Raw genomic sequence first — 18404 nt, forward strand, 5'->3', positions numbered from 1 at the left:
GAGGACCGCGGGCACCACGGGTGCCCCGAGGACCGCGGGCACCACGGGTGCCCCGAGGACCGCGGGCACCACGGGTGCCCCGAGGACCGCGGGCACCACGGGTGCCCCGGGGACCGCGGGCACCGCGGGCACCGCGGACGCCGGTACAGGCCCGTGCCCCGGCACCTGGGGCACGGGCCCAGCGGGCGCAGGGACCACGGACTCGGGTCCGGAAGGCGCGGGGACCACCGGGACGGGTCCCGCGGGCGCGGGGACCGACCCGTGAACCGCGGGCGCGGGGGGCGCGGGCGGGAACAGGGGCGCCGTGGGGGCCGCAGGTGGGGGTACGGCCGTCCCGTGCCCCGGTGCGGCCCCCGGATGCTGCACGGGCGGTGCGGGGGCCCAGGGGCCGGGTTCGCCGTACGGCGGGGTGCTGTAGGGATCGGGGTCGTGCAGAGGCCTCGGCCGGTCGGCGGGAACCGCGACGTCGGTCGCGGCGGCCACCCCGGTCTCCCCGGCGTCCGGAGCCGCCACGACGGCTTCTTTCACGGACTCGGCCCCCTCCGCCGGAGCCTCCCCGCCGGGCACAGGGGGCTCAGCCGGAGTCGCGGGGACAGGGTCCCCGGACATGACCGTGCTCTGCCCGGGCGCCACGGTGCCACCGGCGTCGGTGGTGGTCGGCGGCGCCGGTGCCGGCTTGGCCAGTTCGAAGTCGCCGTCGGACCCGGTTTCGACGTCGCCGCCGGACCCGGTGGCCTCCGTTGCGGAGCCCCGGGTCAGGGCCGCCGGTGTCTGCCCCGCCGTTCCCTCCGGTGCTTCCGCCGACGGGACACGGTTCCCCTCGTTCATGCTCTCCCCACGGCTGGGCCGCGACCGCGCCGGCGCGGTCACGAGACGTCTTCCACCGCCCCGGGGTCGTCGCCGCGGGCACGGCCCTCAGAGGATTCAACCAGGTCCGCGAGCCAGGACGCAGTGGCCGGTCAGGGCGACTGCCGGGGTGCGGAGGGAGCGGGGGCGGGATCGGGGACGGGGGCGGACAGCAGGCCGGAGCCGGTGTCTCCGGGGGAGGTGGTCCAGTCGGTGAGCGGGAGGGCCACGATCTCTTCGAGCGGGCGTATCAGCGGGGAGAGGGCGGCCGCACCGGTGAACACCGGCGCGGTCAGACCGCGCACCTCCCCGGTTCCGGTGGGCACCCCGGGCAGCAGCGGTGCGGACAGGGTCGTCGGGGCCACCGGGGCCGGCCCGAACAGCGCGCCGCCCTGGGCGAGCAGCGGCCCCACCGGCCGGCGGCGCTGGCTGTCCGGGGTGGCCGCGCCCCCGCCCGTGCCGGTGCCCGCCGAACGCGTCGGGGTCACATTGCTGCCGTTGCCGGAGCCGCCGCGGGCGTCCTTGGTCAGGTCGCCGGGGAAGGCGGTGGTCACGCCGCCGAGGGCGACGGCGGCCAGCGACACCGCGCCGGCGGCGGCGAACGCGAACCGCAGCCCGCGCGAGGCGGAGCGGCCGTCGTCGGGACGGCCGACGGGATGGACGCGGAAGCCGTCGCCGGGTCCGGCGGTGCCGTCCGCGGCGGGCAGGTAGCCGTGCGTGCGGGCGGGGACGTACCCGAACGGGAGGCGGTCGTCGCGCCTCACCCCGAAGGCCCCGCTGCTCCCGGTGCCCCCGGTGGTGCCGCCTCCGAGGAGTCCGCCCCCGGGCGACGGCGTGCCGCCGCCGTCCGGGTCACCTCCCCCGGGAAGGCCCTGGAGGCGGGCCAGGAAGCTCGCCGAGGGCGGCGGCGGGGCCGCCTCCGCGAACACGTTCTTCAGCGCGCGCTGGGCGTCCGCCTCCGCCTTGCACCGGCCGCAGGTGGCCAGGTGCGCGAGGACCCGCTCACGCGTCTCATGACCCAGCTCTCCGTCCACCAGGGCGGAGAGCCGGTCTCCCAGGTGCTGCTCTGCGAGGTGCGCCTCCTCGACAGGTTTCGGCCGAGATCCACTCACGCGGGCGCGCCCCCTCCTCCCAGAGCGGGGACACGGGTCAGGAAGGAGCGCCGCTCGGCCGCGCGGGCCTCCGGGGAGCGGTGCGCGAGGGCCTTGCGGAGCTGGGACCGTCCGCGGTGGATACGGGAGCGGACCGTGCCCAGCTTCACGCCGAGGGTGGCGGCGATCTCCTCGTACGACAGGCCCTCGATGTCGCACAGGACGACGGCGGCGCGGAACTCGGGCGCCAGGGTGTCCAGGGCCTGCTGGACGTCGGCGTCGAAGTGCGCGTCGTTGAAGAGCTGCTGCGGGGTGGGTTCGCGGCTGGGCAGGCGCTCGGCCGCGTCCTCGCCGAGGGCGTCGAAGCGGATGCGCTGCTTGCGCCGGACCATGTCCAGGAAGAGGTTGGTGGTGATGCGGTGCAGCCAGCCCTCGAAGGTGCCCGGCGAGTACGTGGACAGGGAGCGGAAGACGCGGACGAAGACCTCCTGCGTGAGGTCCTCGGCGTCGTGCTGGTTGCCCGTCAGACGGTAGGCGAGCCGGTAGACCCGGCCACTGTGCGTGCTGACGATCTCGTCCCACGTGGGCGGAGTCCACGCCTGCCCGTCCGCGTCGGTGGCGAAGGTCGCGGTCTGGGTCTCGCCTGCGGCGAGACCGGCGGCGTGGCTGTCAGCAGCGGTGTCGGTCACGGATTTCGGCCTGCCCGCCGACCCGAGGAAGCGCCGCAGCACTCCGCCCCGATCCCCGGGCGCAGCCGCACCTCCCCTGTCGGCTCTGGTGGTGTCCAGTGGAGCCCCTACCATAGCCACCTCGCCCGTTAGCTCCGGATAAGCGGTTTTACGAGAATTTGATACACGCTGATACGGCTCATACGGCTGCGTCAGCAGTTGCCAGGCGCCCTGGTCCACCGCTCACCCCCCGTCGCGTCGCCGGCCACCGTCTCATCCCTGTAAACGCCCGGTCCCATCTGCGGGTTCCCGACGCCAACGGATACAGTCACGCCCAGGCAACCACGGGGACAGGAGAGGGTCATTACCGGCAACCGGCAGACGAGCTGGGCGTTCGCCGACGCCTTTGTCGCCGAGGACGAAGCGCTGCACTGGGCCCGCGACCGGGCCCGCGAGGCAGGGCTGCGCTCGGTGACGCCCAGCACGGGCGCCGCGCTGAGACTGCTCGCCGCCTCCGTGGACGCGAAGGCGGTCGCGGAGATCGGCACGGGCTGTGGGGTGTCCGGAATCCATCTGCTGCACGGGATGCGGCCGGACGGGGTGCTCACCACGGTGGACCCGGAGCCGGAGCACCAGCAGTTCGCCCGGCAGGCCTTCCGCGTCTGCGGCTTCGCCAGCAACCGGGCCCGCTTCATCCCCGGGGGCGCGCTGGACGTGCTGCCGCGTCTCGCCGACGCCGGTTACGACCTCGTCTTCTGTGACGGTGACCGGCTGGAGTACCCCGACTATCTCGCTGAATCGTTGCGCCTGCTGCGGCCGGGCGGTGTGGTGGTCTTCGAGGGCGTGTTCGCGAACGGCCGTACGGTCGACTCGGGACCGCAGCCGGCCGAGGTGCTGCGGCTGCGGGAGCTGCTGCGCACCGTCCGGGAGAGCCAGGAGCTGGTGCCGTCGCTGCTGCCGGTCGGCGACGGGCTGCTCTGCGCCGTCAAGCGGTGACGCCGGCCGCCGCGCGCCCCGGGAACGCGTCTGCCCCGGCACCGCGTACGGTGCCGGGGCAGACGTCAAGGACAGGATCGCTGGGACCTCAGTAGACGACCTTCTTGAGGGCGTCGCCGAGCGCCTCGGCCTCGTCAGGGGTCAGTTCGACGACGAGTCGACCGCCGCCTTCGAGCGGAACGCGCATGACGATGCCCCGCCCCTCCTTGGTCACCTCGAGCGGGCCATCACCCGTCCGCGGCTTCATGGCCGCCATGCTCGTTCCCCTTCCTGAAACCAGCTCATCGTCTGCCGACGACCCCACGAGGGCACCCGCCATCCGGAACGGACACGCGACACCGGCATCGAACACATTGCTTCCCAGCCATTATCCCGCATCGAAGGACCCGATGACCAACATGAGTCGGCATCGCTTGGGCAACGCGCGCGACCAAAACCACCCAATTCGGCGATGTGCCTGCGATACTGCGCCACCGCACGGAGATCCGGCGGCCGGCTCCGCCCCGCATTTCTTTGACGCAGGTCACACGTCCGGTCCGGCCCTTGGCCGGTGATCTCCGACATGCTGTCCTCTGAGAGGGACGTACTGAGCGGTACGTCACCAGCCGCGAACCGGAGGGGATACGCCATGGCCGACACCGTGCTCTACGAGGTGAACGACGGTCTCGCGACGATCACGCTGAACCGCCCCGAGGCGATGAACGCGCTGGACATCGCGACCAAGGTCGCCCTCCGGGAGGCCGCGGAATCGGCGGCCTCCGACACGGCCGTACGAGCGATCCTGCTGACCGCCGCCGGGGACCGGGCGTTCTGTGTGGGCCAGGACCTCAAGGAGCACATCGGGCTGCTGTCCAGCGACCGGGAGACCGGGGCGGGGCAGACGATGAGCACGGTCAGGGAGCACTACAACCCGATCGTGCGGGCCCTCGCGGGGGCGCCCAAGCCGGTCGTCGCGGCGGTGAACGGTGTCGCGGCCGGGGCCGGGTTCGGTTTCGCGCTGGCCGCGGACTACCGGCTGGTGGCCGACACCGCCGCCTTCAACACCTCCTTCGCGGGCGTCGCCCTGACCGCCGACTCCGGCATCTCCTGGACGCTGCCCCGGGTGATCGGCCCGAGCCGCGCCGCCGACCTGCTGCTCTTCCCGCGCAGCATCAGCGCCCAGGACGCGCTGGAGCTGGGCATCGCGAACCGGGTCGTGCCCTCCGCGGAGCTGCGCGCCGAGGCCGGCAAGGTGGCCCGCGCGCTGGCCGAGGGGCCGACGGTGGCGTACGCGGCGCTCAAGGAGGCGGTGGCCTACGGCTTGGCGCACTCCCTCGACGAGACGCTGGACAAGGAGGACGAGCTGCAGACGCGGGCGGGACGGTCCGAGGACCACGCCATCGCGGTGCAGGCCTTCGTCAACAAGGAGAAGCCGAAGTACCTGGGGCGGTAGCCCCCCGTGCCACGCATGCCTCCAGGTGGTCGTCGACCAGGCCGCACGCCTGCATCAGGGCGTAGGCCGTCGTCGGGCCGACGAATCGCAGACCCCGCTTCTTCAGGGCCTTGGACAGCGCCGTGGACTGCGGGGTGACCGCCGGGACGTCGGCGAGGGTCCTGGGGGCCGGGCGGCCGACGGGGTCGGGGGCGTGGGACCAGATCAGGTCGTCCAGGTCGCCCTCGGCCCAGTCGGCGAGCACGCGCGCGTTGGCGAGGGTCGCGTCGATCTTGGCCCGGTTGCGGATGATGCCCGGGTCGGCCAGCAGGCGCTCGCGGTCGGCGTCGGTGAAGGCGGCGACCTTCTCGATGTGGAAGCCGGCGAAGGCCGTGCGGAAGCCGGGGCGGCGGCGCAGGATCGTGATCCAGGACAGACCCGACTGGAAGGCCTCCAGGCTGAGCCGTTCGAAGAGGGCGTCGTCGCCGTGGACCGGCCGGCCCCACTCCTCGTCGTGGTACGACACGTAGTCGTCGGTGGACAGGGCCCAGGGGCAGCGCAGGGCGCCGTCCGGGCCGGCGACGGCGGCTCCGGCGGTCATCGCCGGTCCTCCGCGCCCTCGCCCTTGCCGGGCTGTCCGTGCGGCTCGTGCGCCGCGGCGGCTCTGGCACCGGCCAGCGAGGACTCCAGATCGGCGATACGGGCGTCCCGCTCGGCCAGTTCGGCGGCGAGGCGGCCGAGCGCGTCGTCGACGTCGGCCATGCGGTAGCCGCGCGGCACGACCGGGAAGCGCAGGCTCTCCACGTCCGCGTGGTCCACCGGACGGTCCGCGGGCAGCGGGTCCTGGAGCCGCTCGGGCGCCACCTCGGGCAGGGGGGCGCTCTCACCGCCGCCCACCACGGCCAGGGTCACCGCGGCGACCACGACGGCCAGCGCGACGACCAGGAACAAGAACATCACCATCGCCAGGGGTCCCCACGCTCGTTACCGGCCGCTGTGCCGGAAGCAGAATCTGTCTGGCTCCGATCGTGCCATGCGAGCCCGGCGGTTAGGGTCACAGGCGGCCGTACAGCGGGACGTACGAGGAAAGGTCACAGCGGATGCTCAGGCTGGGCAGGCGGGAATTCGGTCCGCACGAGCCGGTGATCATGGCGATCGTGAACCGGACGCCGGATTCCTTCTACGACGGCGGGGCCACCTTCCGCGACGAGCCGGCCCTTGCGCGTGTGGAGCGGGCGGTGGCCGAGGGCGCCGCGATCATCGATGTCGGCGGGGTCAAGGCGGGCCCCGGCGACGAGGTCACGGCCGAGGAGGAGGCGCGCCGGACGGTCGGTTTCGTCGCGGAGGTACGGCGCCGGTTCCCCGACGTGGTCATCAGCGTGGACACCTGGCGTGCCGAGGTCGGCGAGGCCGTGTGCGAGGCGGGCGCGGATCTGCTGAACGACGCGTGGGGCGGGGCCGACCCGTACCTCGCGGAGGTCGCGGCGCGCCACGGGGTGGGGCTGGTGTGCACGCACGCCGGGGGCGCGGAGCCGCGTACGCGTCCGCACCGGGTGACGTACGACGACGTCGTGGCCGACATCCTCGGTGTGACCCTGGCCCTGGCCGAGCGGGCGGTCGCGCTGGGGGTCCCGCGGGAGTCCGTGCTCATCGATCCCGGGCACGACTTCGGGAAGAACACGCGGCACAGTCTGGAGGCGACGCGGCGGCTGGACGAGATGGTGGCCACGGGGTGGCCGGTGCTGGTGTCGCTGTCGAACAAGGACTTCGTCGGCGAGACGCTGGACCGGCCGGTGAAGGAGCGGCTGATCGGTACGCTCGCGACGACGGCGGTGTCCGCGTGGCTCGGGGCGCAGGTGTACCGGGTGCACGAGGTCGCCGAGACCCGGCAGGTGCTGGAGATGGTGGCGTCGATCGCCGGCCACCGGGCCCCCGCGGTGGCGCGCCGGGGCCTGGCCTGACCGCCCGCGGGACGGCGGGCCGGACTCCGGCGCCCGCGGACGCGGGCCGCGCTCTCCTCAGCGGCCCGCCTCCTTCGACACCAGGGCGACCGCTTCCTCCACGTCGTCCGTGAGGTGGAACAGCAGCAGGTCCTTCTCCGCCGCCTTGCCCTGGGCGATCAGCGTGTCCTTGATCCAGGAGACCAGGCCGCCCCAGTACTCGCTGCCGAACAGGACGATCGGGAAGCGGGTGACCTTCTGGGTCTGGACCAGGGTCAGGGCTTCGAACATCTCGTCGAGGGTGCCGAGGCCGCCGGGCAGGACCACGAACCCCTGGGCGTACTTCACGAACATCATTTTTCGGACGAAGAAGTAGCGGAAGTTCAGTCCGATGTCGACGTACGGGTTCAGACCCTGCTCGAAGGGAAGTTCGATGCCGAGCCCGACCGAGATGCCGCCCGCCTCGCTCGCTCCCCTGTTGGCCGCCTCCATCGCGCCCGGGCCGCCGCCCGTGATCACCGCCCAGCCGGCCTCCACCAGGCCGCGGCCGAGCCGCACGCCCGCCTCGTACTCGGGCGAGTCGACCGGCGTCCGGGCCGAGCCGAACACGCTGATGGCGGGCGGGAGTTCGGCGAGGGTACCGAAGCCCTCGATGAACTCCGACTGGATGCGCAGGACCCGCCAGGGGTCGGTGTGGACCCAGTCCGAGGGCGCGCGCTCGTCCAGCAGCCGCTGGTCGGTCGTACTGGACGTCACCTGGGACCGCCGTCGCAGGACCGGACCGAGCCGCTGCTCGTCCGGCGGCTGCTTCTTCCCCTCGGGGTTGCCGGTAGCCATGTGCGCTCCCTCCGCTTGCCGGTAGTTCGATCTCAGACTAGATCGAGCCGGGTTACGGAGGGGGGACGTCCGGGTGTCCGCCGTGCGTGCGCCCCACGGGCTCCCTACGCGGTGAGCCAGTTCCGCAGGCGCTCCTCGCCCGCCAGGATCTTCGCGGTCTGCACGCGCTCGTCACGCTTGTGGGCCAGGAGCGGGTTGCCGGGGCCGTAGTTGACCGCGGGGACGCCGAGCGCGGAGAAGCGGGACACGTCCGTCCAGCCGAACTTGGGCCGCGGGGTGCCGCCCACCGCCTCGATGAAGGCCGCCGCGGCCGGGTGGGAGAGGCCGGGCAGCGCGCCGCCGCTGTGGTCGTCGACCACGAACTCCTCGACGCCGCAGTCCGCGAAGACCTCGTGGACGTGCGCGATCGCCTCTTCCTCGGTGCGGTCGGGGGCGTAGCGGAAGTTGACCGTCACCACGCACTCGTCCGGGATGACGTTGCCCGCCACTCCCCCGCTGATCCCCACCGCGTTCAGGCCCTCGTGGTACTCCAGGCCGTCGATGACCGGGCGGCGCGCCTCGTAGGAGGCCAGGCGGGCCAGCACGGGGGCCGCCGCGTGGATGGCGTTGGAGCCCATCCAGGAGCGCGCGGAGTGGGCCCGCTCGCCCTTGGTCCTCAGCAGCATCCGCAGCGTGCCCTGGCAGCCGCCCTCGACCTCGCCGTCGGAGGGCTCCAGCAGGATCGCGAAGTCGCCCGCCAGCCACTCCGGGTGCGCCTCGGCGACGTGCCGGAGGCCGTTGCGCTCCGCCTCGACCTCCTCGTTGTCGTAGAAGACGAAGGTCAGGTCACGGTTGGGGGCGGGGACCGTGGCCGCGATGCGCAGCTGCACCGCCACGCCCGACTTCATGTCGCAGGTACCGCAGCCCCACAGCACGCCGTCCTCGTCGAGCCGAGAGGGGACGTTGCCGGCGATCGGGACGGTGTCGATGTGGCCGGCCAGGACGACACGCTCGGCGCGGCCCAGGTTCGTCCGGGCGATCACGTTGTTGCCGTGGCGGTCAACCGTCAGGTGCGGCAGGGCCCGCAGGGCGGTCTCGATCGCGTCCGCGAGCGGCTTCTCGGTGCCGCTCTCGGACGGGAAGTCCACGAGCCGCGCGGTGAGCGAGGCGGCGTCCAGCGTCAGATCAAGGGAGGTGTCGGCCATGGCCACGACCCTAGCGCGCCGTTCGCCCGGGCCGGGCCGGGCGCGTGTCGCCTACCCCTCGTGAGCGCGGGGCGGGGCTCCAGTACCTTGTACGCGTGTCAGACCCGTCCCCCACCCGTCCCAAGCGTCGCGGTCGCCTCCTGCGTTTCACCGCGGCCCTGCTGGTCCTGTCCGGTGTCGCCGCGTACCTCGTGGTGCAGTACGTCACCGGAGGCGGCGGAACGCGCGGCTGCAAGGTGGTCTCGGCCTCCGGCGGCGGCGCGTCGTACGACTTCACGCCCGAACAGGCCGTGAACGCGGCCACGATCGCCGCCGTCGGCACCGGGCGCGGGATGCCCGAGCGGGCCGTGACGATCGCGATCGCGACCGCGCTCCAGGAGTCGGGGCTGCGCAACATCGAGCACGGCGACCGGGATTCGCTGGGCCTGTTCCAGCAGCGGCCCTCGATGGGCTGGGGCACCGAGCGGCAGATCATGGACCCGGCGTACGCGGCGGGCATCTTCTACGCGCACCTGGACAAGGTGCCCGGCTACACCGAACTGCCGCTGACCGTGGCCGCGCAGCGGGTGCAGCGCAGCGGCTACCCGGAGGCGTACGCCAAGCACGAGCAGGACGCCACACTGCTGTCGGCGGCCCTGACGGGACGGGCGGCGGCCACGCTGACCTGTGCCGGACGTCCGCAGCGCACGTCCTCGGCGACCGGTCCGGACGCGGTACGGGCCGCGCTGGTACGGGACTTCGGGCGGGACGCGCTGCAGGAGACCGGCGCGGAGGTGGGCGGGACGCCCGTCCCGACCCCCTCCCCCTCGCCGAGCGTGACCGCGACCGCGCACGGGCGGACGGTGACCGTCCCGGTGTCCGGGGGCGGGAAGCCGGACGCGGCCGGGCGGGACGAGCGGACGCGGGGCTGGCAGCTCGCGCAGTGGGCGGTCGCCAACTCCTCGGCCCTGCACATCCAGCGGGTGTCGTACGCGGGGCGGGAGTGGACCGCGGGCGGCGGCGACTGGCGGACGGTCGGCTCACAGGGGACCGCCGGTTCCCAGGGGACCGCCGGGGCGGAGCGCTCCGTGGGGGCGGTCCGGATCGTGACCGGACAGTAGTACGGCTGACCACTCCGGCGGGTTGCGCGGCGCCGGGCGGCCCGGCCGTTCGGGCGCCTGGCGCACCTGGTGGGGAAGCCCTTGGAAATCAAGGGCTGGAAGGATTCTGCGCGTCCACGGGCAGACGCTCTTTGCCCGTTTTTATCCACACCTGATAATGCGATGCGTTATCCATTCTTTACCTGGGGCGTCCGCAACCTTCGCGGGCTTCGAGCGGTAGTCACGGCGTCCGGGCCGCACCCGAGCCCGGACACAGACACCGTTCTCCCGTCGAATTGGAGCATCATGTCCCTCCCTCTGACCCGCCGGATCGCCCGTGCCGCGCTGCTCGTCGCAGCGGGAGCGGCTGCCGGGGTCGGTGCGGCCGGCTCCGCCGGTGCGGCCACGAACCTGCCGGCGACCCCGAACCTGGGCGGCCTGACCGCGCTGGACGGGGCGCACGTCGGCAACACCGTCGACGGTGCCGCGCAGAGCACCACCTCGCTCGCGGGCCACGCCGGCGGCAAGGCGGTCGAGCAGGCCGTGCCGGCCGCGGGCAAGACCGGCGGCGGCGCCGTGAAGAAGACGGCACCCGCGGTGCAGAAGGCCGCGGGAGACACGGCCGGCACCACGGGAGGCGTCCTCGGGGACGCCGCCACCGGCGCGACGAAGGGCGGGCTGCCGACGGACTCGCTCACCAAGGGCGGCCTGCCGACGTCGTCCCTGCCGACCAAGGGGCTGCCGCTGGGCGGCTGAGCACCCGGCTCCGGCCGCCGGTGGGGCCCAGGATTCCTCTCCTGGGCCCCACCGGCTTTTTACCGCCCTGCCCGGCCGGTCCCGGGCGCCGCTCCGCCGGCCGGTTCCGGGGCGCACCTTTGTCGGCCCCTCCCGGGCGCCGCTCCGCGGGCTACGCCGTGAGGCGGGACACCGCCGTCCGGACGCGCTCGTCCGTCGCCGTGACGGCCACACGGACGAAGTCCGCGCCCGCCTCGCCGTAGAAGTCGCCCGGGGCCACCAGGATGCCCAGGTCGGCCAGGTGGGCGACCGTGGTCCAGCAGGACTCGCCCCGGGTGGCCCAGAGGTAGAGGCTCGCCTCGCTGTGCTCGATGCGGAAGCCCTTGGCGAGGAGGGCGGCCCGGAGGGCCTCCCGGCGGGCCGCGTAGCGCTCGCGCTGCTCCCGGACGTGGGCGTCGTCGCCGAGGGCGGCCACGACGGCGGCCTGCGTCGGCGCGGAGGTCATCATGCCGCCGTGCTTGCGGATCTCCAGCAGCGGGCCCAGCACGGCCGGGTCACCGGCGATGAAGGCCGCCCGGTAGCCGGCCAGGTTGGACCGCTTGGAGAGGCTGTGGACGGCGACGACGCCGTCGTAGGAGCCGCCGTTGACGTCCGGGTGCAGGACCGAGACCGGGTCGGCCTCCCAGCCCAGCTCCAGGTAGCACTCGTCGGAGAACACCAGGACGCCGTGCGCGCGGGCCCAGGCGACGATCTCCGTCAGCTCCCGCTTCGGCAGGACCTTGCCCGTCGGGTTGGACGGGGAGTTCAGCCACAGCAGCCTCAGGTTCGAGGGGTCCAGCTCGCGCGGGTCGTCGTAGACCTCGTACTCGGCGCGGGCGAGCCGGGCACCGACCTCGTAGGTGGGGTAGGCCAGCCGCGGGTAGGCGACCTTGTCGCCGGGGCCGAGGCCGAGCTGCGTCGGCAGCCAGGCCACCAGTTCCTTGGAGCCGACGACCGGCAGGACGTGGCGGTGGGTGACCCCGCGGGCCCCCAGGCGGCGTTCCAGCCAGCCGGTGATCGCGTCACGCAGGGCGGGGGTGCCCCAGACGGTCGGGTACCCCGGGGAGTCGGCCGCGTCGATCAGGGCCTTCTGGATCAGATCGGGGACCGGGTCGACCGGTGTGCCGACGGAGAGGTCGACGATCCCGTCGGGGTGCGCGGCGGCCGTCTTCTTGTACGGCTCCAGCTTGTCCCAGGGGAAGGTGGGGAGCCGGTCGGAGACTGCGGACACGGGAATCAGGCTCACTTTCGGACGGTACGGCAAACGCCTCGGTCCCGTGCGGCGGCGATCTGGACGATCGGGCCGTACGGGACCGAGGCGGCACTCTTCAGGGGCCGCTTGGCGCTTGGACGGTCACTCGCCCTGCGGCGGCAGCGCGGCCACGAAGGGGTGGTCGCGCTCGATCAGCCCCAGCTTGCTGGCGCCGCCGGGCGAGCCCAGCTCGTCGAAGAACTCGACGTTCGCCTTGTAGTAGTCCTTCCACTCCTCCGGAGTGTCGTCCTCGTAGAAGATCGCCTCGACCGGGCAGACCGGCTCACAGGCACCACAGTCGACGCATTCGTCCGGGTGGATGTACAAGGACCGCTGGCCCTCGTAGATGCAGTCGACCGGGCACTCCTCGATGCACGCCTTGTCCTTGACGTCGACACAAGGCTGCGCGATGACGTAGGTCACGCTGTCGTTCCTCCTCGATAGGGCGCTGGCGGGCCTCCTCAGGCTCCGCCGCCTGGCGCGCGGGAGCGCGGCGTCGTCGATGCCCGCACCTAGTATCTCCGTTCCGGAGCCGGATCCGAACAGGAGGGGTGAACTGACCAGTGGAATTCTCGGCGGCAGGACGCCTGGTAGTCCGAATCACCCCTGCTGACGTGGGGAAACGGGTCTCCGTACGGCGCTTGGGCGAGCCCGGTGCTGGACCGGAGAAGTTCACTGACACGGTGGGTGTTCTCACATCATGGGACAACGGCGTGCTCATGATCACACGCCGGGACGGCGAGAGCGTCGCAATCCCGCAATCGGCCCTGGTGGCGGGGAAGGTCGTTCCCGCCCGGCCCCCGGCCACCGGTCCGGATGGCGGCGCCGCCCGCCACGGAACGACGGCTCCGGCGCGCCGCCGCGGTCCCGCCGCCTCCTACCCGGAGCTGGCGCGGATCGCCGCCCGGGCGTGGCGGCCGGTGGAGAGCGAGCGGCTCGGCGAGTGGGAGCTGCGGGCGGCCGTCGAGGCGGAGCCGCGCGACGGGGGCAGGCCCGGCCCGCACGCCGGCCCTCCGTCGCCGGGGGAGCGTCCGGCCGGGGTGGTGGGCGGCCGGCGGACGGGCTTCACCCGGCGGGCCAACAGTGTGCTGCCGCTCGGTGACCCCGGGCTGCCGCTCGACGCCGCCCTGGACGCCGTACGACGCTGGTACGACGAGCGTGGCCTGCCCGCCTATGTGCAGACCGCGACCGGCGCCGAGGGCACGCAGGAGCTGCTCTGCGCGGAGCTGGAGCGGCGCGGCTGGGTGCGGGAGGTGACCGCCGAGCTGTGGACCGGGGCGCTGGCGCCGGTCGCGGACCGGGCCGAGGGCGCGGAGGTGGTCCTGTCCCGGTCGGTGGACGAGGCGTGGCTGGAGCGGTACGGGCGCAAGGGCGTGAGCGAGGTGGCCCTGCGGGTGCTCGGGGAGGGCCCGTCGGTGTGGTTCGCGGCCGTACCCGGCGCCGGCGGGGGCGAGCCGCCGGCGGCCATCGGACGGTGTGTCGTGGACGGGCGGTGGGCCGGGTTCGCCGCCGTCGAGGTGGACCCAGGCCGGCGGCGGCAGGGGCTGGCCACCGGGGTGATGGCCGCGCTGGCCCGGCGCGCGCTGGACGAGGGCGCCTCGGCGGCCTGGCTCCAGGTGGAGACGGACAACGAGGGCGCCCGGGCGCTCTACCGCGCGCTCGGCTTCCTGCCGCACCACGTCTACCACCACTACCGGGCTCCGGACGGGCCGAAGACGCCCGCCGATCCGCCCGCCGATCCGCCCGCCGACCCGCCCGCCGACCCGGGAAGGTCGTAGAAACCGCCGTGGAAGGGCATGAGCCTGGCATGCGCCACCCGTATCTGCCGCCCCCGTACCCGCCCCGGCCGGAGCGCTCCGCCGAGCTGCGGCAGCGCTTCGCCGAGGAGGCCCGGTCCGAGCGGCCCGACCTGTCGGCGCTGTGCCTGCTGATCGGCGCGGAGACGGACGGCTCGCTGGACGAGGCCGGCATCGACGCCGCGCAGGCCGAGCTGGACCGGCTGGCGGGCGAGCTGCCGTACCGGCCGGGCGGGCCGGACGCCTGGGCGGAGGCCGTCAGAGGGCTGCTCGGCGACCGCTACGGGTTCCACGGCACCCCGGGCGACTACCAGCGGCTGGAGTCGTCCTTGCTGCACGAGGTGCTGCGGCGGCGGCGCGGACTGCCGATCCTGCTGTCGGTGGTGTGGCTGGAGGTCGCGCGCCGGGCGGGGGCTCCGGTGTACGGGGTCGCGCTGCCGGGGCACTTCGTGGTCGGGTTCGGGACGGCGGCGGAGCGGGTCCTGGCCGATCCGTTCGACGGGGGGCGGGTGCTGACCGGGCCGGACGCCGACCTGCTGGTGGTGGGTGCCACGGGCGCGCCGCTGCGGCCCTCGATGCTTCAGCCCGCCCCGCCCCTGGAGGTCGTGCAGCGCGTCCTGAACAACATCCGGGCGTGGGCCGCGGCGCGGCCGGAGCGCTCGGACGTGGGTCTGCGGGCCGTGGAACTGGCGCTGCTGATCCCCTCGCACCCGGCGCGGCTGCGCTACGAGCGCGGGCAACTGCTGGTGCAGCGGGGAGAGTTCGTCGCCGGCGCCGAGGAACTGGCCGCGTACGCCGACCTGATCGAGGTGGTCGACGAGCCGGCGGCCGGCAAGGTGCGCCAGGAGGCGCGCATCGCGCGGGCCAAGCTCAACTGACGTGGCCCCCGCCGCGGTTCACAGCCAGCCCTTGTCCCTGGCTATCCGTACCGCCTCCGCCCGGTTGCGTGCGGCCAGTTTCTGGATGGCCGTCGACAGGTAGTTGCGGACCGTGCCCTGGGAGAGGTGCAGGGCCCGGGCCAGTTCGGCGTTGGTGGAGCCGTCGGCCGCCGCGCGGAGCACCTCGCGCTCGCGCTCGGTGAGCGGGTTGGCGCCCTCGGCGAGCGCGGCGGCGGCCAGGGTGGGGTCGATGACCCGCTCGCCGGCCAGCACCTTGCGGACCGCCTCGGCGAGCTGGGCGGCCGGGGCGTCCTTGACGAGGAAGGCGTCGGCGCCCGCCTCCATGGCGCTGCGCAGATAGCCGGGCCGGCCGAAGGTGGTGAGGACGACCAGCTTCACCCGCGGGAACTCGCGGTGCACCCGGGCCGCGGCCTCGATGCCGGTGCAGCCGGGCATCTCGATGTCGAGCAGCGCGACGTCCACGCCGTGCGCGCCGACGGCGGCGAGCACCTCGTCGCCGCGCGCGACCTGGGCGACGACCTCGATGTCGTCCTCCAGGCCGAGCAGCGCGGCCAGGGCCTCGCGGACCATCGACTGGTCCTCGGCCAGCAGGACCTTGATCTTGCTCGTCATGCCCCGGATCCTACGTCGGCCGCGGGGGCCGTGGGCACGCGGGCGACCAGCCGGAAGCCATGCCTGACCCGGGCCGCCTCCAGGGTGCCGCCGGCCTTCTCCAGCCGCTCGGTCAGGCCGGTCAGGCCGTTGCCGGCGCCCTTGCCGGAGCCGCCGGACCCGTTGTCCTCGACGGAGAGTTCGAGCACCGGCCCGTCCAGGGTCTGGCGGTGCAGCAGCTGGATGACGCAGCGGTCGGCGCCGCTGTGCCGGACCACGTTGGTGACCGCCTCGCGCAGCGCCCAGGCGAGGGCGGACTCGGACTCCTCGGGGACCGTGGCGAGGTCGGGTTCGGCGGGCACCTCGGCCACGACGCCGGCGGCGGTCAGGGCGACCTGCATGCCCGCGAGTTCGGCGGCGAGCCGGGGCCGCCGGTAGCCGGTGACGGCCTCCCGGACGTCCACCAGGGCCTGTCGGCTGACCTGTTCGATGTCGGCGACCTGCTGGGCCGCCCGGTCGGGGTGGTCGGGCAGCATCCGGCCGGCCAGCTCGCTCTTCAGCGTGATCAGGGAGAGGGAGTGGCCGAGCAGGTCGTGCAGGTCGCGGGCGAGGCGGAGCCGTTCCTCGTTGGCGGCGAGCTGGGCGACGGTGGCCCGTGCCTTGCGCAGCTCGATGGTCGTGCGCACCAGCTGGCCGACGCCGGTCATCGCGAAGCCGATGAGCACGACGAGCAGGATCAGCCCCCGGGCCTCCGCCGCCTCGCCGAAGCGCAGGGCGATCAGGTACATGAGGGCGCCGGAGGCGGGGATGGCCCAGTAGGCCGCACGCAGCGGCAGGGTCGCCCCCCAGGCGACCGACAGGTAGACGAAGAGACCCAGCCAGGCGCTGCCGAGGGTGGCGGCCAGTACGGGGGCCAGAACGCCGAGGACGCCGCCCAGGGTGAGCACGACCCGCGGGGAGAACGACCGGCCCATGTTGCGGTAGACCAGCGTCAGGTACACCCCGACGAAGGCGGTGAGGCCGACGGCGCCGGCCACGGTGGCGCCGGTGCTGTGTCCGCCGTTGACCAGGTCTTCGACCGGCGAGCTGAGGAAGACCAGCCAGACTCCGATCCACAGCGTCTTGACCAGGACCTGGCGCCGGTTGCCCGGCGGCCAGCCCACGGGCGTGTGCTTCGGCATTCCCGTCCGGTCCTCCGTCGTCGTGCTCACGCCTTCAGCGTGTCCTTCCGGTACAGCCAGGCCGCGCCGCCCGCGAAGAGGAGGAAGGAGACGGCGAGGACCGCGAGGTCCTGGGCGTGCGGTGCCCGGCTCTGTTCGATCGCCCGCCCCAGGGAAGCGTACGCGTGGGTGGGCAGCCACTTGGCGATGTCCTGCAGCCACTGGGGGAACGTGGTCGTCGGCATCCACAGGCCGCCCAGCATGGACAGGCCGAAGTAGATGATCATGGTGATCGGGCGGACCGCGTCCCCGCTGGCGAGGTAGCCGAGGGCGACGCCGAGCGCGGCGAAGACCAGGCTGCCGGCCCAGACGGCGCCGGTGAGGCCGAGCCACTGCCAGGCGTCGAGGCGTACGTCCTTCACCGCCGCGGCGACCACGAACACCATCACGATGGACGGCAGGCTGACCACGGCCGCGCTGGCGGTCTTGGCGAGGACGTATCCGCGCCCGGGCAGGGTGGTCAGCCGCAGCTGCCGTACCCACCCGCTCTCGCGCTCCTTGGCGATGCGCTCGCTGTTGCCCATCAGGACGGCGGTCAGGGCGCCGAAGGAGGCCATGGAGACCATCATGTACGTCGGCAGGGTCAGGCCCGTGCCGTCGACCGTGGTGTGGCTGTCGGCGTTGCCCGCGATCAGCAGGAACAGCCCCGAGGGGTAGATCACGGAGAAGAACAGGAACTTGCGGTTGCGCAGGGCGCGGGACACTTCCAGTCTGATCAGGCTGTTCACGACTGCTTCGCCTCCTCGGCGGCGGTGATGGCGACGAAGGCCTGCTCCAGGCCGAGACCGGCGACTTCGAGATTGCGGGGGTAGACGCCGAGGCCGTACAGGGCGTGGACGGTCGCGTCGGCGTCGGTGGACTGGATGCGCACGGTCTGGCCCGAGCCCGCGGCGGAGCCGCTGTTGGACACCGTGAGGGACGTGAGGAACGGCAGGCCGCGCAGGGCCGTCTCGTCGACCTCCCCCTCCAGGTCGAAGGAGACCCGGCGGGCGCCGGCCTTGGCCTTGATCTCGGCGGCCGTGCCGTCGGCGAGGAGCCGGCCGCGGTGCAGCACCAGCACCCGGTCGGCGATGGCGTCGGCCTCTTCCAGGTAGTGGGTGGCGAAGAGGACCGTACGGCCCTGGTCGGCCTGTTCCCGCATGGTGGCCCAGAAGGCCTGGCGGGCGGTGACGTCCATGCCGGTGGTCGGCTCGTCCAGGATGATGAGGTCGCTGTCGCCTGCGGTGGCGAGGGCGAAGCGGACCCGCTGGGCCTGGCCGCCGGAGAGCTTGTCGACCTTGCGGTCGGCGATCTGGGCGATGCCCGCGCGCGCCAGCACGTCGGACACGGGGTACGGCCGCGGGTGCAGGGAGCAGGCCAGCCTCACCAGCTCGGCGACGGTGACCCCGTCCATCAGCCCGCCGCTCTGGAGCATGGCGCCGACCCGCCCGGCCACGATCGCCTCGCGCGGGCCGGTGCCGAACAGGCTCACCGCGCCGCTGTCGGCGGGCTTGAGCCCGAGGAGCAGGTCCAGGGTGGTGGACTTGCCGGCCCCGTTCGGGCCGAGGAGGGCGACGGTCTCGCCCGGGTACAGCCGGAGCGAGAGGCCGTCGACGGCCCGCACGCTCCCGTACGTCTTGGTCACCTGGTCGAACCCGACCACCGGGGCGGTGGTGGCCGGTGCCGCTGTCGTCGTCATGCCCACCATGCTCGCGGCGCGGGCCAGTTGCCGGGCAGTGTCGGCGGTCCCGAGTGCCGGATGACAGATGTCATGCGGGACCGGTGACGCGTGCCCCGCGGGGGCGCGGGGCACTGCGCGAGCCGCGTGAGCCGGGGGGCGC

The 18404-nt window shown here is 73.7% G+C and carries 20 protein-coding genes; 7 read left to right on the top strand and 13 right to left on the bottom strand.

The window, feature by feature from the left end:
- Positions 1–959: 959 nt before the first annotated feature.
- Both AB0B40_RS32750 and sigE read right to left on the bottom strand, forming a co-directional pair.
- Positions 960–1958 (bottom strand): zf-HC2 domain-containing protein, encoded by a 999-nt coding sequence (locus AB0B40_RS32750; protein WP_362267150.1) that lies wholly within the window; start codon positions 1956–1958, stop codon positions 960–962.
- The gene (gene sigE / locus AB0B40_RS32755; RefSeq protein WP_345055690.1) at positions 1955–2668 is read right to left on the bottom strand and encodes an RNA polymerase sigma factor SigE; all 714 of its coding nucleotides are present in this window, start codon (positions 2666–2668) and stop codon (positions 1955–1957) included. The genes AB0B40_RS32750 and sigE overlap by 4 nt, the downstream gene beginning before the upstream one ends.
- A 234-nt stretch (positions 2669–2902) precedes the next feature.
- On the opposite strand from sigE, the gene AB0B40_RS32760 reads away from it, so the two are divergent.
- Complete coding sequence (locus AB0B40_RS32760) at positions 2903–3601, top strand: O-methyltransferase (protein ID WP_345055716.1); 699 nt, start codon at positions 2903–2905, stop codon at positions 3599–3601.
- An 88-nt stretch (positions 3602–3689) separates the two neighbouring features.
- Here the strand turns inward: AB0B40_RS32760 and AB0B40_RS32765 are convergent, their stop codons facing one another.
- The gene (locus AB0B40_RS32765; protein WP_345055691.1) at positions 3690–3857 is read right to left on the bottom strand and encodes a DUF3117 domain-containing protein; all 168 of its coding nucleotides are present in this window, start codon (positions 3855–3857) and stop codon (positions 3690–3692) included.
- Between the two features lie 372 nt (positions 3858–4229).
- Here AB0B40_RS32765 and AB0B40_RS32770 point away from each other — a divergent pair, with 372 nt between their 5' ends.
- Complete coding sequence (locus AB0B40_RS32770) at positions 4230–5033, top strand: enoyl-CoA hydratase-related protein (protein WP_345055693.1); 804 nt, start codon at positions 4230–4232, stop codon at positions 5031–5033.
- Here AB0B40_RS32770 and AB0B40_RS32775 read toward each other — a convergent pair.
- Entirely contained in the window at positions 4999–5613 is a 615-nt protein-coding gene (locus AB0B40_RS32775; protein WP_362267152.1) for a DNA-3-methyladenine glycosylase I, read from the bottom strand. The two genes, AB0B40_RS32770 and AB0B40_RS32775, sit on opposite strands and share 35 nt — an antisense overlap.
- On the bottom strand, positions 5610–5975 hold the full coding sequence (locus tag AB0B40_RS32780) for a DivIVA domain-containing protein (protein WP_362267154.1): 366 nt from the start codon (positions 5973–5975) through the stop codon (positions 5610–5612). Before AB0B40_RS32780 ends, AB0B40_RS32775 begins: the two co-directional genes overlap by 4 nt.
- A 137-nt stretch (positions 5976–6112) precedes the next feature.
- Here AB0B40_RS32780 and folP point away from each other — a divergent pair, with 137 nt between their 5' ends.
- Complete coding sequence (folP, locus tag AB0B40_RS32785; RefSeq protein WP_345055697.1) at positions 6113–6973, top strand: dihydropteroate synthase; 861 nt, start codon at positions 6113–6115, stop codon at positions 6971–6973.
- A gap of 57 nt (positions 6974–7030) precedes the next feature.
- Here the strand turns inward: folP and AB0B40_RS32790 are convergent, their stop codons facing one another.
- Together AB0B40_RS32790 and dapE are read right to left on the bottom strand one after the other, a co-directional pair.
- Entirely contained in the window at positions 7031–7789 is a 759-nt protein-coding gene (locus AB0B40_RS32790) for a TIGR00730 family Rossman fold protein (protein WP_345055699.1), read from the bottom strand.
- Positions 7790–7893: 104 nt separating this feature from the next.
- Positions 7894–8973 (bottom strand): succinyl-diaminopimelate desuccinylase, encoded by a 1080-nt coding sequence (gene dapE / locus AB0B40_RS32795; protein WP_345055700.1) that lies wholly within the window; start codon positions 8971–8973, stop codon positions 7894–7896.
- A gap of 95 nt (positions 8974–9068) precedes the next feature.
- On the opposite strand from dapE, the gene AB0B40_RS32800 reads away from it, so the two are divergent.
- Positions 9069–10073: a heavy metal transporter gene (locus AB0B40_RS32800; protein ID WP_362267156.1), complete on the top strand. Its 1005-nt coding sequence runs from the start codon at positions 9069–9071 to the stop codon at positions 10071–10073.
- Between the two features lie 285 nt (positions 10074–10358).
- Positions 10359–10808 carry an ATP-binding protein gene (locus AB0B40_RS32805; protein ID WP_345055703.1) on the top strand — a complete coding sequence of 150 codons (450 nt, stop codon included), beginning with the start codon at positions 10359–10361 and terminating at the stop codon, positions 10806–10808.
- 151 nt (positions 10809–10959) lie between these two features.
- Here AB0B40_RS32805 and AB0B40_RS32810 read toward each other — a convergent pair whose 3' ends face one another.
- Together AB0B40_RS32810 and fdxA are read right to left on the bottom strand one after the other, a co-directional pair.
- Positions 10960–12057 carry a bifunctional succinyldiaminopimelate transaminase/glutamate-prephenate aminotransferase gene (locus AB0B40_RS32810; protein ID WP_345055717.1) on the bottom strand — a complete coding sequence of 366 codons (1098 nt, stop codon included), beginning with the start codon at positions 12055–12057 and terminating at the stop codon, positions 10960–10962.
- A 123-nt stretch (positions 12058–12180) separates the two neighbouring features.
- Positions 12181–12501: a ferredoxin gene (fdxA, locus tag AB0B40_RS32815; RefSeq protein ID WP_030746389.1), complete on the bottom strand. Its 321-nt coding sequence runs from the start codon at positions 12499–12501 to the stop codon at positions 12181–12183.
- A gap of 140 nt (positions 12502–12641) precedes the next feature.
- On the opposite strand from fdxA, the gene AB0B40_RS32820 reads away from it, so the two are divergent.
- Both AB0B40_RS32820 and AB0B40_RS32825 read left to right on the top strand, forming a co-directional pair.
- Positions 12642–13856, top strand: coding sequence for a GNAT family N-acetyltransferase (locus AB0B40_RS32820; protein WP_362267158.1), 1215 nt, complete (start codon positions 12642–12644; stop codon positions 13854–13856).
- A 29-nt stretch (positions 13857–13885) separates the two neighbouring features.
- Positions 13886–14752 (top strand): transglutaminase-like domain-containing protein, encoded by an 867-nt coding sequence (locus AB0B40_RS32825; protein WP_345055707.1) that lies wholly within the window; start codon positions 13886–13888, stop codon positions 14750–14752.
- 18 nt (positions 14753–14770) lie between these two features.
- Here the strand turns inward: AB0B40_RS32825 and AB0B40_RS32830 are convergent, their stop codons facing one another.
- Genes AB0B40_RS32830 through AB0B40_RS32845 form a run of 4 tightly spaced genes read right to left on the bottom strand, consistent with a single transcriptional unit; the run spans position 14771 to position 18262 of the window.
- Positions 14771–15385: a response regulator transcription factor gene (locus AB0B40_RS32830; RefSeq protein ID WP_345055709.1), complete on the bottom strand. Its 615-nt coding sequence runs from the start codon at positions 15383–15385 to the stop codon at positions 14771–14773.
- Positions 15382–16545, bottom strand: coding sequence for a histidine kinase (locus tag AB0B40_RS32835; RefSeq protein ID WP_362267179.1), 1164 nt, complete (start codon positions 16543–16545; stop codon positions 15382–15384). Before AB0B40_RS32835 ends, AB0B40_RS32830 begins: the two co-directional genes overlap by 4 nt.
- 26 nt (positions 16546–16571) lie before the next feature.
- Positions 16572–17312 carry an ABC transporter permease gene (locus tag AB0B40_RS32840; RefSeq protein WP_345055711.1) on the bottom strand — a complete coding sequence of 247 codons (741 nt, stop codon included), beginning with the start codon at positions 17310–17312 and terminating at the stop codon, positions 16572–16574.
- The gene (locus AB0B40_RS32845; RefSeq protein WP_345055712.1) at positions 17309–18262 is read right to left on the bottom strand and encodes an ABC transporter ATP-binding protein; all 954 of its coding nucleotides are present in this window, start codon (positions 18260–18262) and stop codon (positions 17309–17311) included. The genes AB0B40_RS32840 and AB0B40_RS32845 overlap by 4 nt, the downstream gene beginning before the upstream one ends.
- Positions 18263–18404: the final 142 nt, after the last annotated feature.

It is taken from the genome of Streptomyces sp. NPDC042638 (genome assembly GCF_040647235.1).
In the GTDB taxonomy this organism is placed as follows: Bacteria; Actinomycetota; Actinomycetes; order Streptomycetales; family Streptomycetaceae; genus Streptomyces; species Streptomyces rameus.

Coding starts and splice junctions, on each gene's coding strand:
- AB0B40_RS32765 (WP_345055691.1), bottom strand. CDS start 3,857: ATGGCGGCCATGAAGCCGCGGACGGGTGATGGCCCGCTCGAGGTGACC.
- AB0B40_RS32770 (WP_345055693.1), top strand. CDS start 4,230: ATGGCCGACACCGTGCTCTACGAGGTGAACGACGGTCTCGCGACGATC.
- AB0B40_RS32775 (WP_362267152.1), bottom strand. CDS start 5,613: ATGACCGCCGGAGCCGCCGTCGCCGGCCCGGACGGCGCCCTGCGCTGC.
- AB0B40_RS32780 (WP_362267154.1), bottom strand. CDS start 5,975: ATGGTGATGTTCTTGTTCCTGGTCGTCGCGCTGGCCGTCGTGGTCGCC.
- folP (WP_345055697.1), top strand. CDS start 6,113: ATGCTCAGGCTGGGCAGGCGGGAATTCGGTCCGCACGAGCCGGTGATC.
- AB0B40_RS32790 (WP_345055699.1), bottom strand. CDS start 7,789: ATGGCTACCGGCAACCCCGAGGGGAAGAAGCAGCCGCCGGACGAGCAG.
- dapE (WP_345055700.1), bottom strand. CDS start 8,973: ATGGCCGACACCTCCCTTGATCTGACGCTGGACGCCGCCTCGCTCACC.
- AB0B40_RS32805 (WP_345055703.1), top strand. CDS start 10,359: ATGTCCCTCCCTCTGACCCGCCGGATCGCCCGTGCCGCGCTGCTCGTC.
- AB0B40_RS32825 (WP_345055707.1), top strand. CDS start 13,886: ATGCGCCACCCGTATCTGCCGCCCCCGTACCCGCCCCGGCCGGAGCGC.
- AB0B40_RS32830 (WP_345055709.1), bottom strand. CDS start 15,385: ATGACGAGCAAGATCAAGGTCCTGCTGGCCGAGGACCAGTCGATGGTC.
- AB0B40_RS32835 (WP_362267179.1), bottom strand. CDS start 16,545: ATGCCGAAGCACACGCCCGTGGGCTGGCCGCCGGGCAACCGGCGCCAG.
- AB0B40_RS32845 (WP_345055712.1), bottom strand. CDS start 18,262: ATGACGACGACAGCGGCACCGGCCACCACCGCCCCGGTGGTCGGGTTC.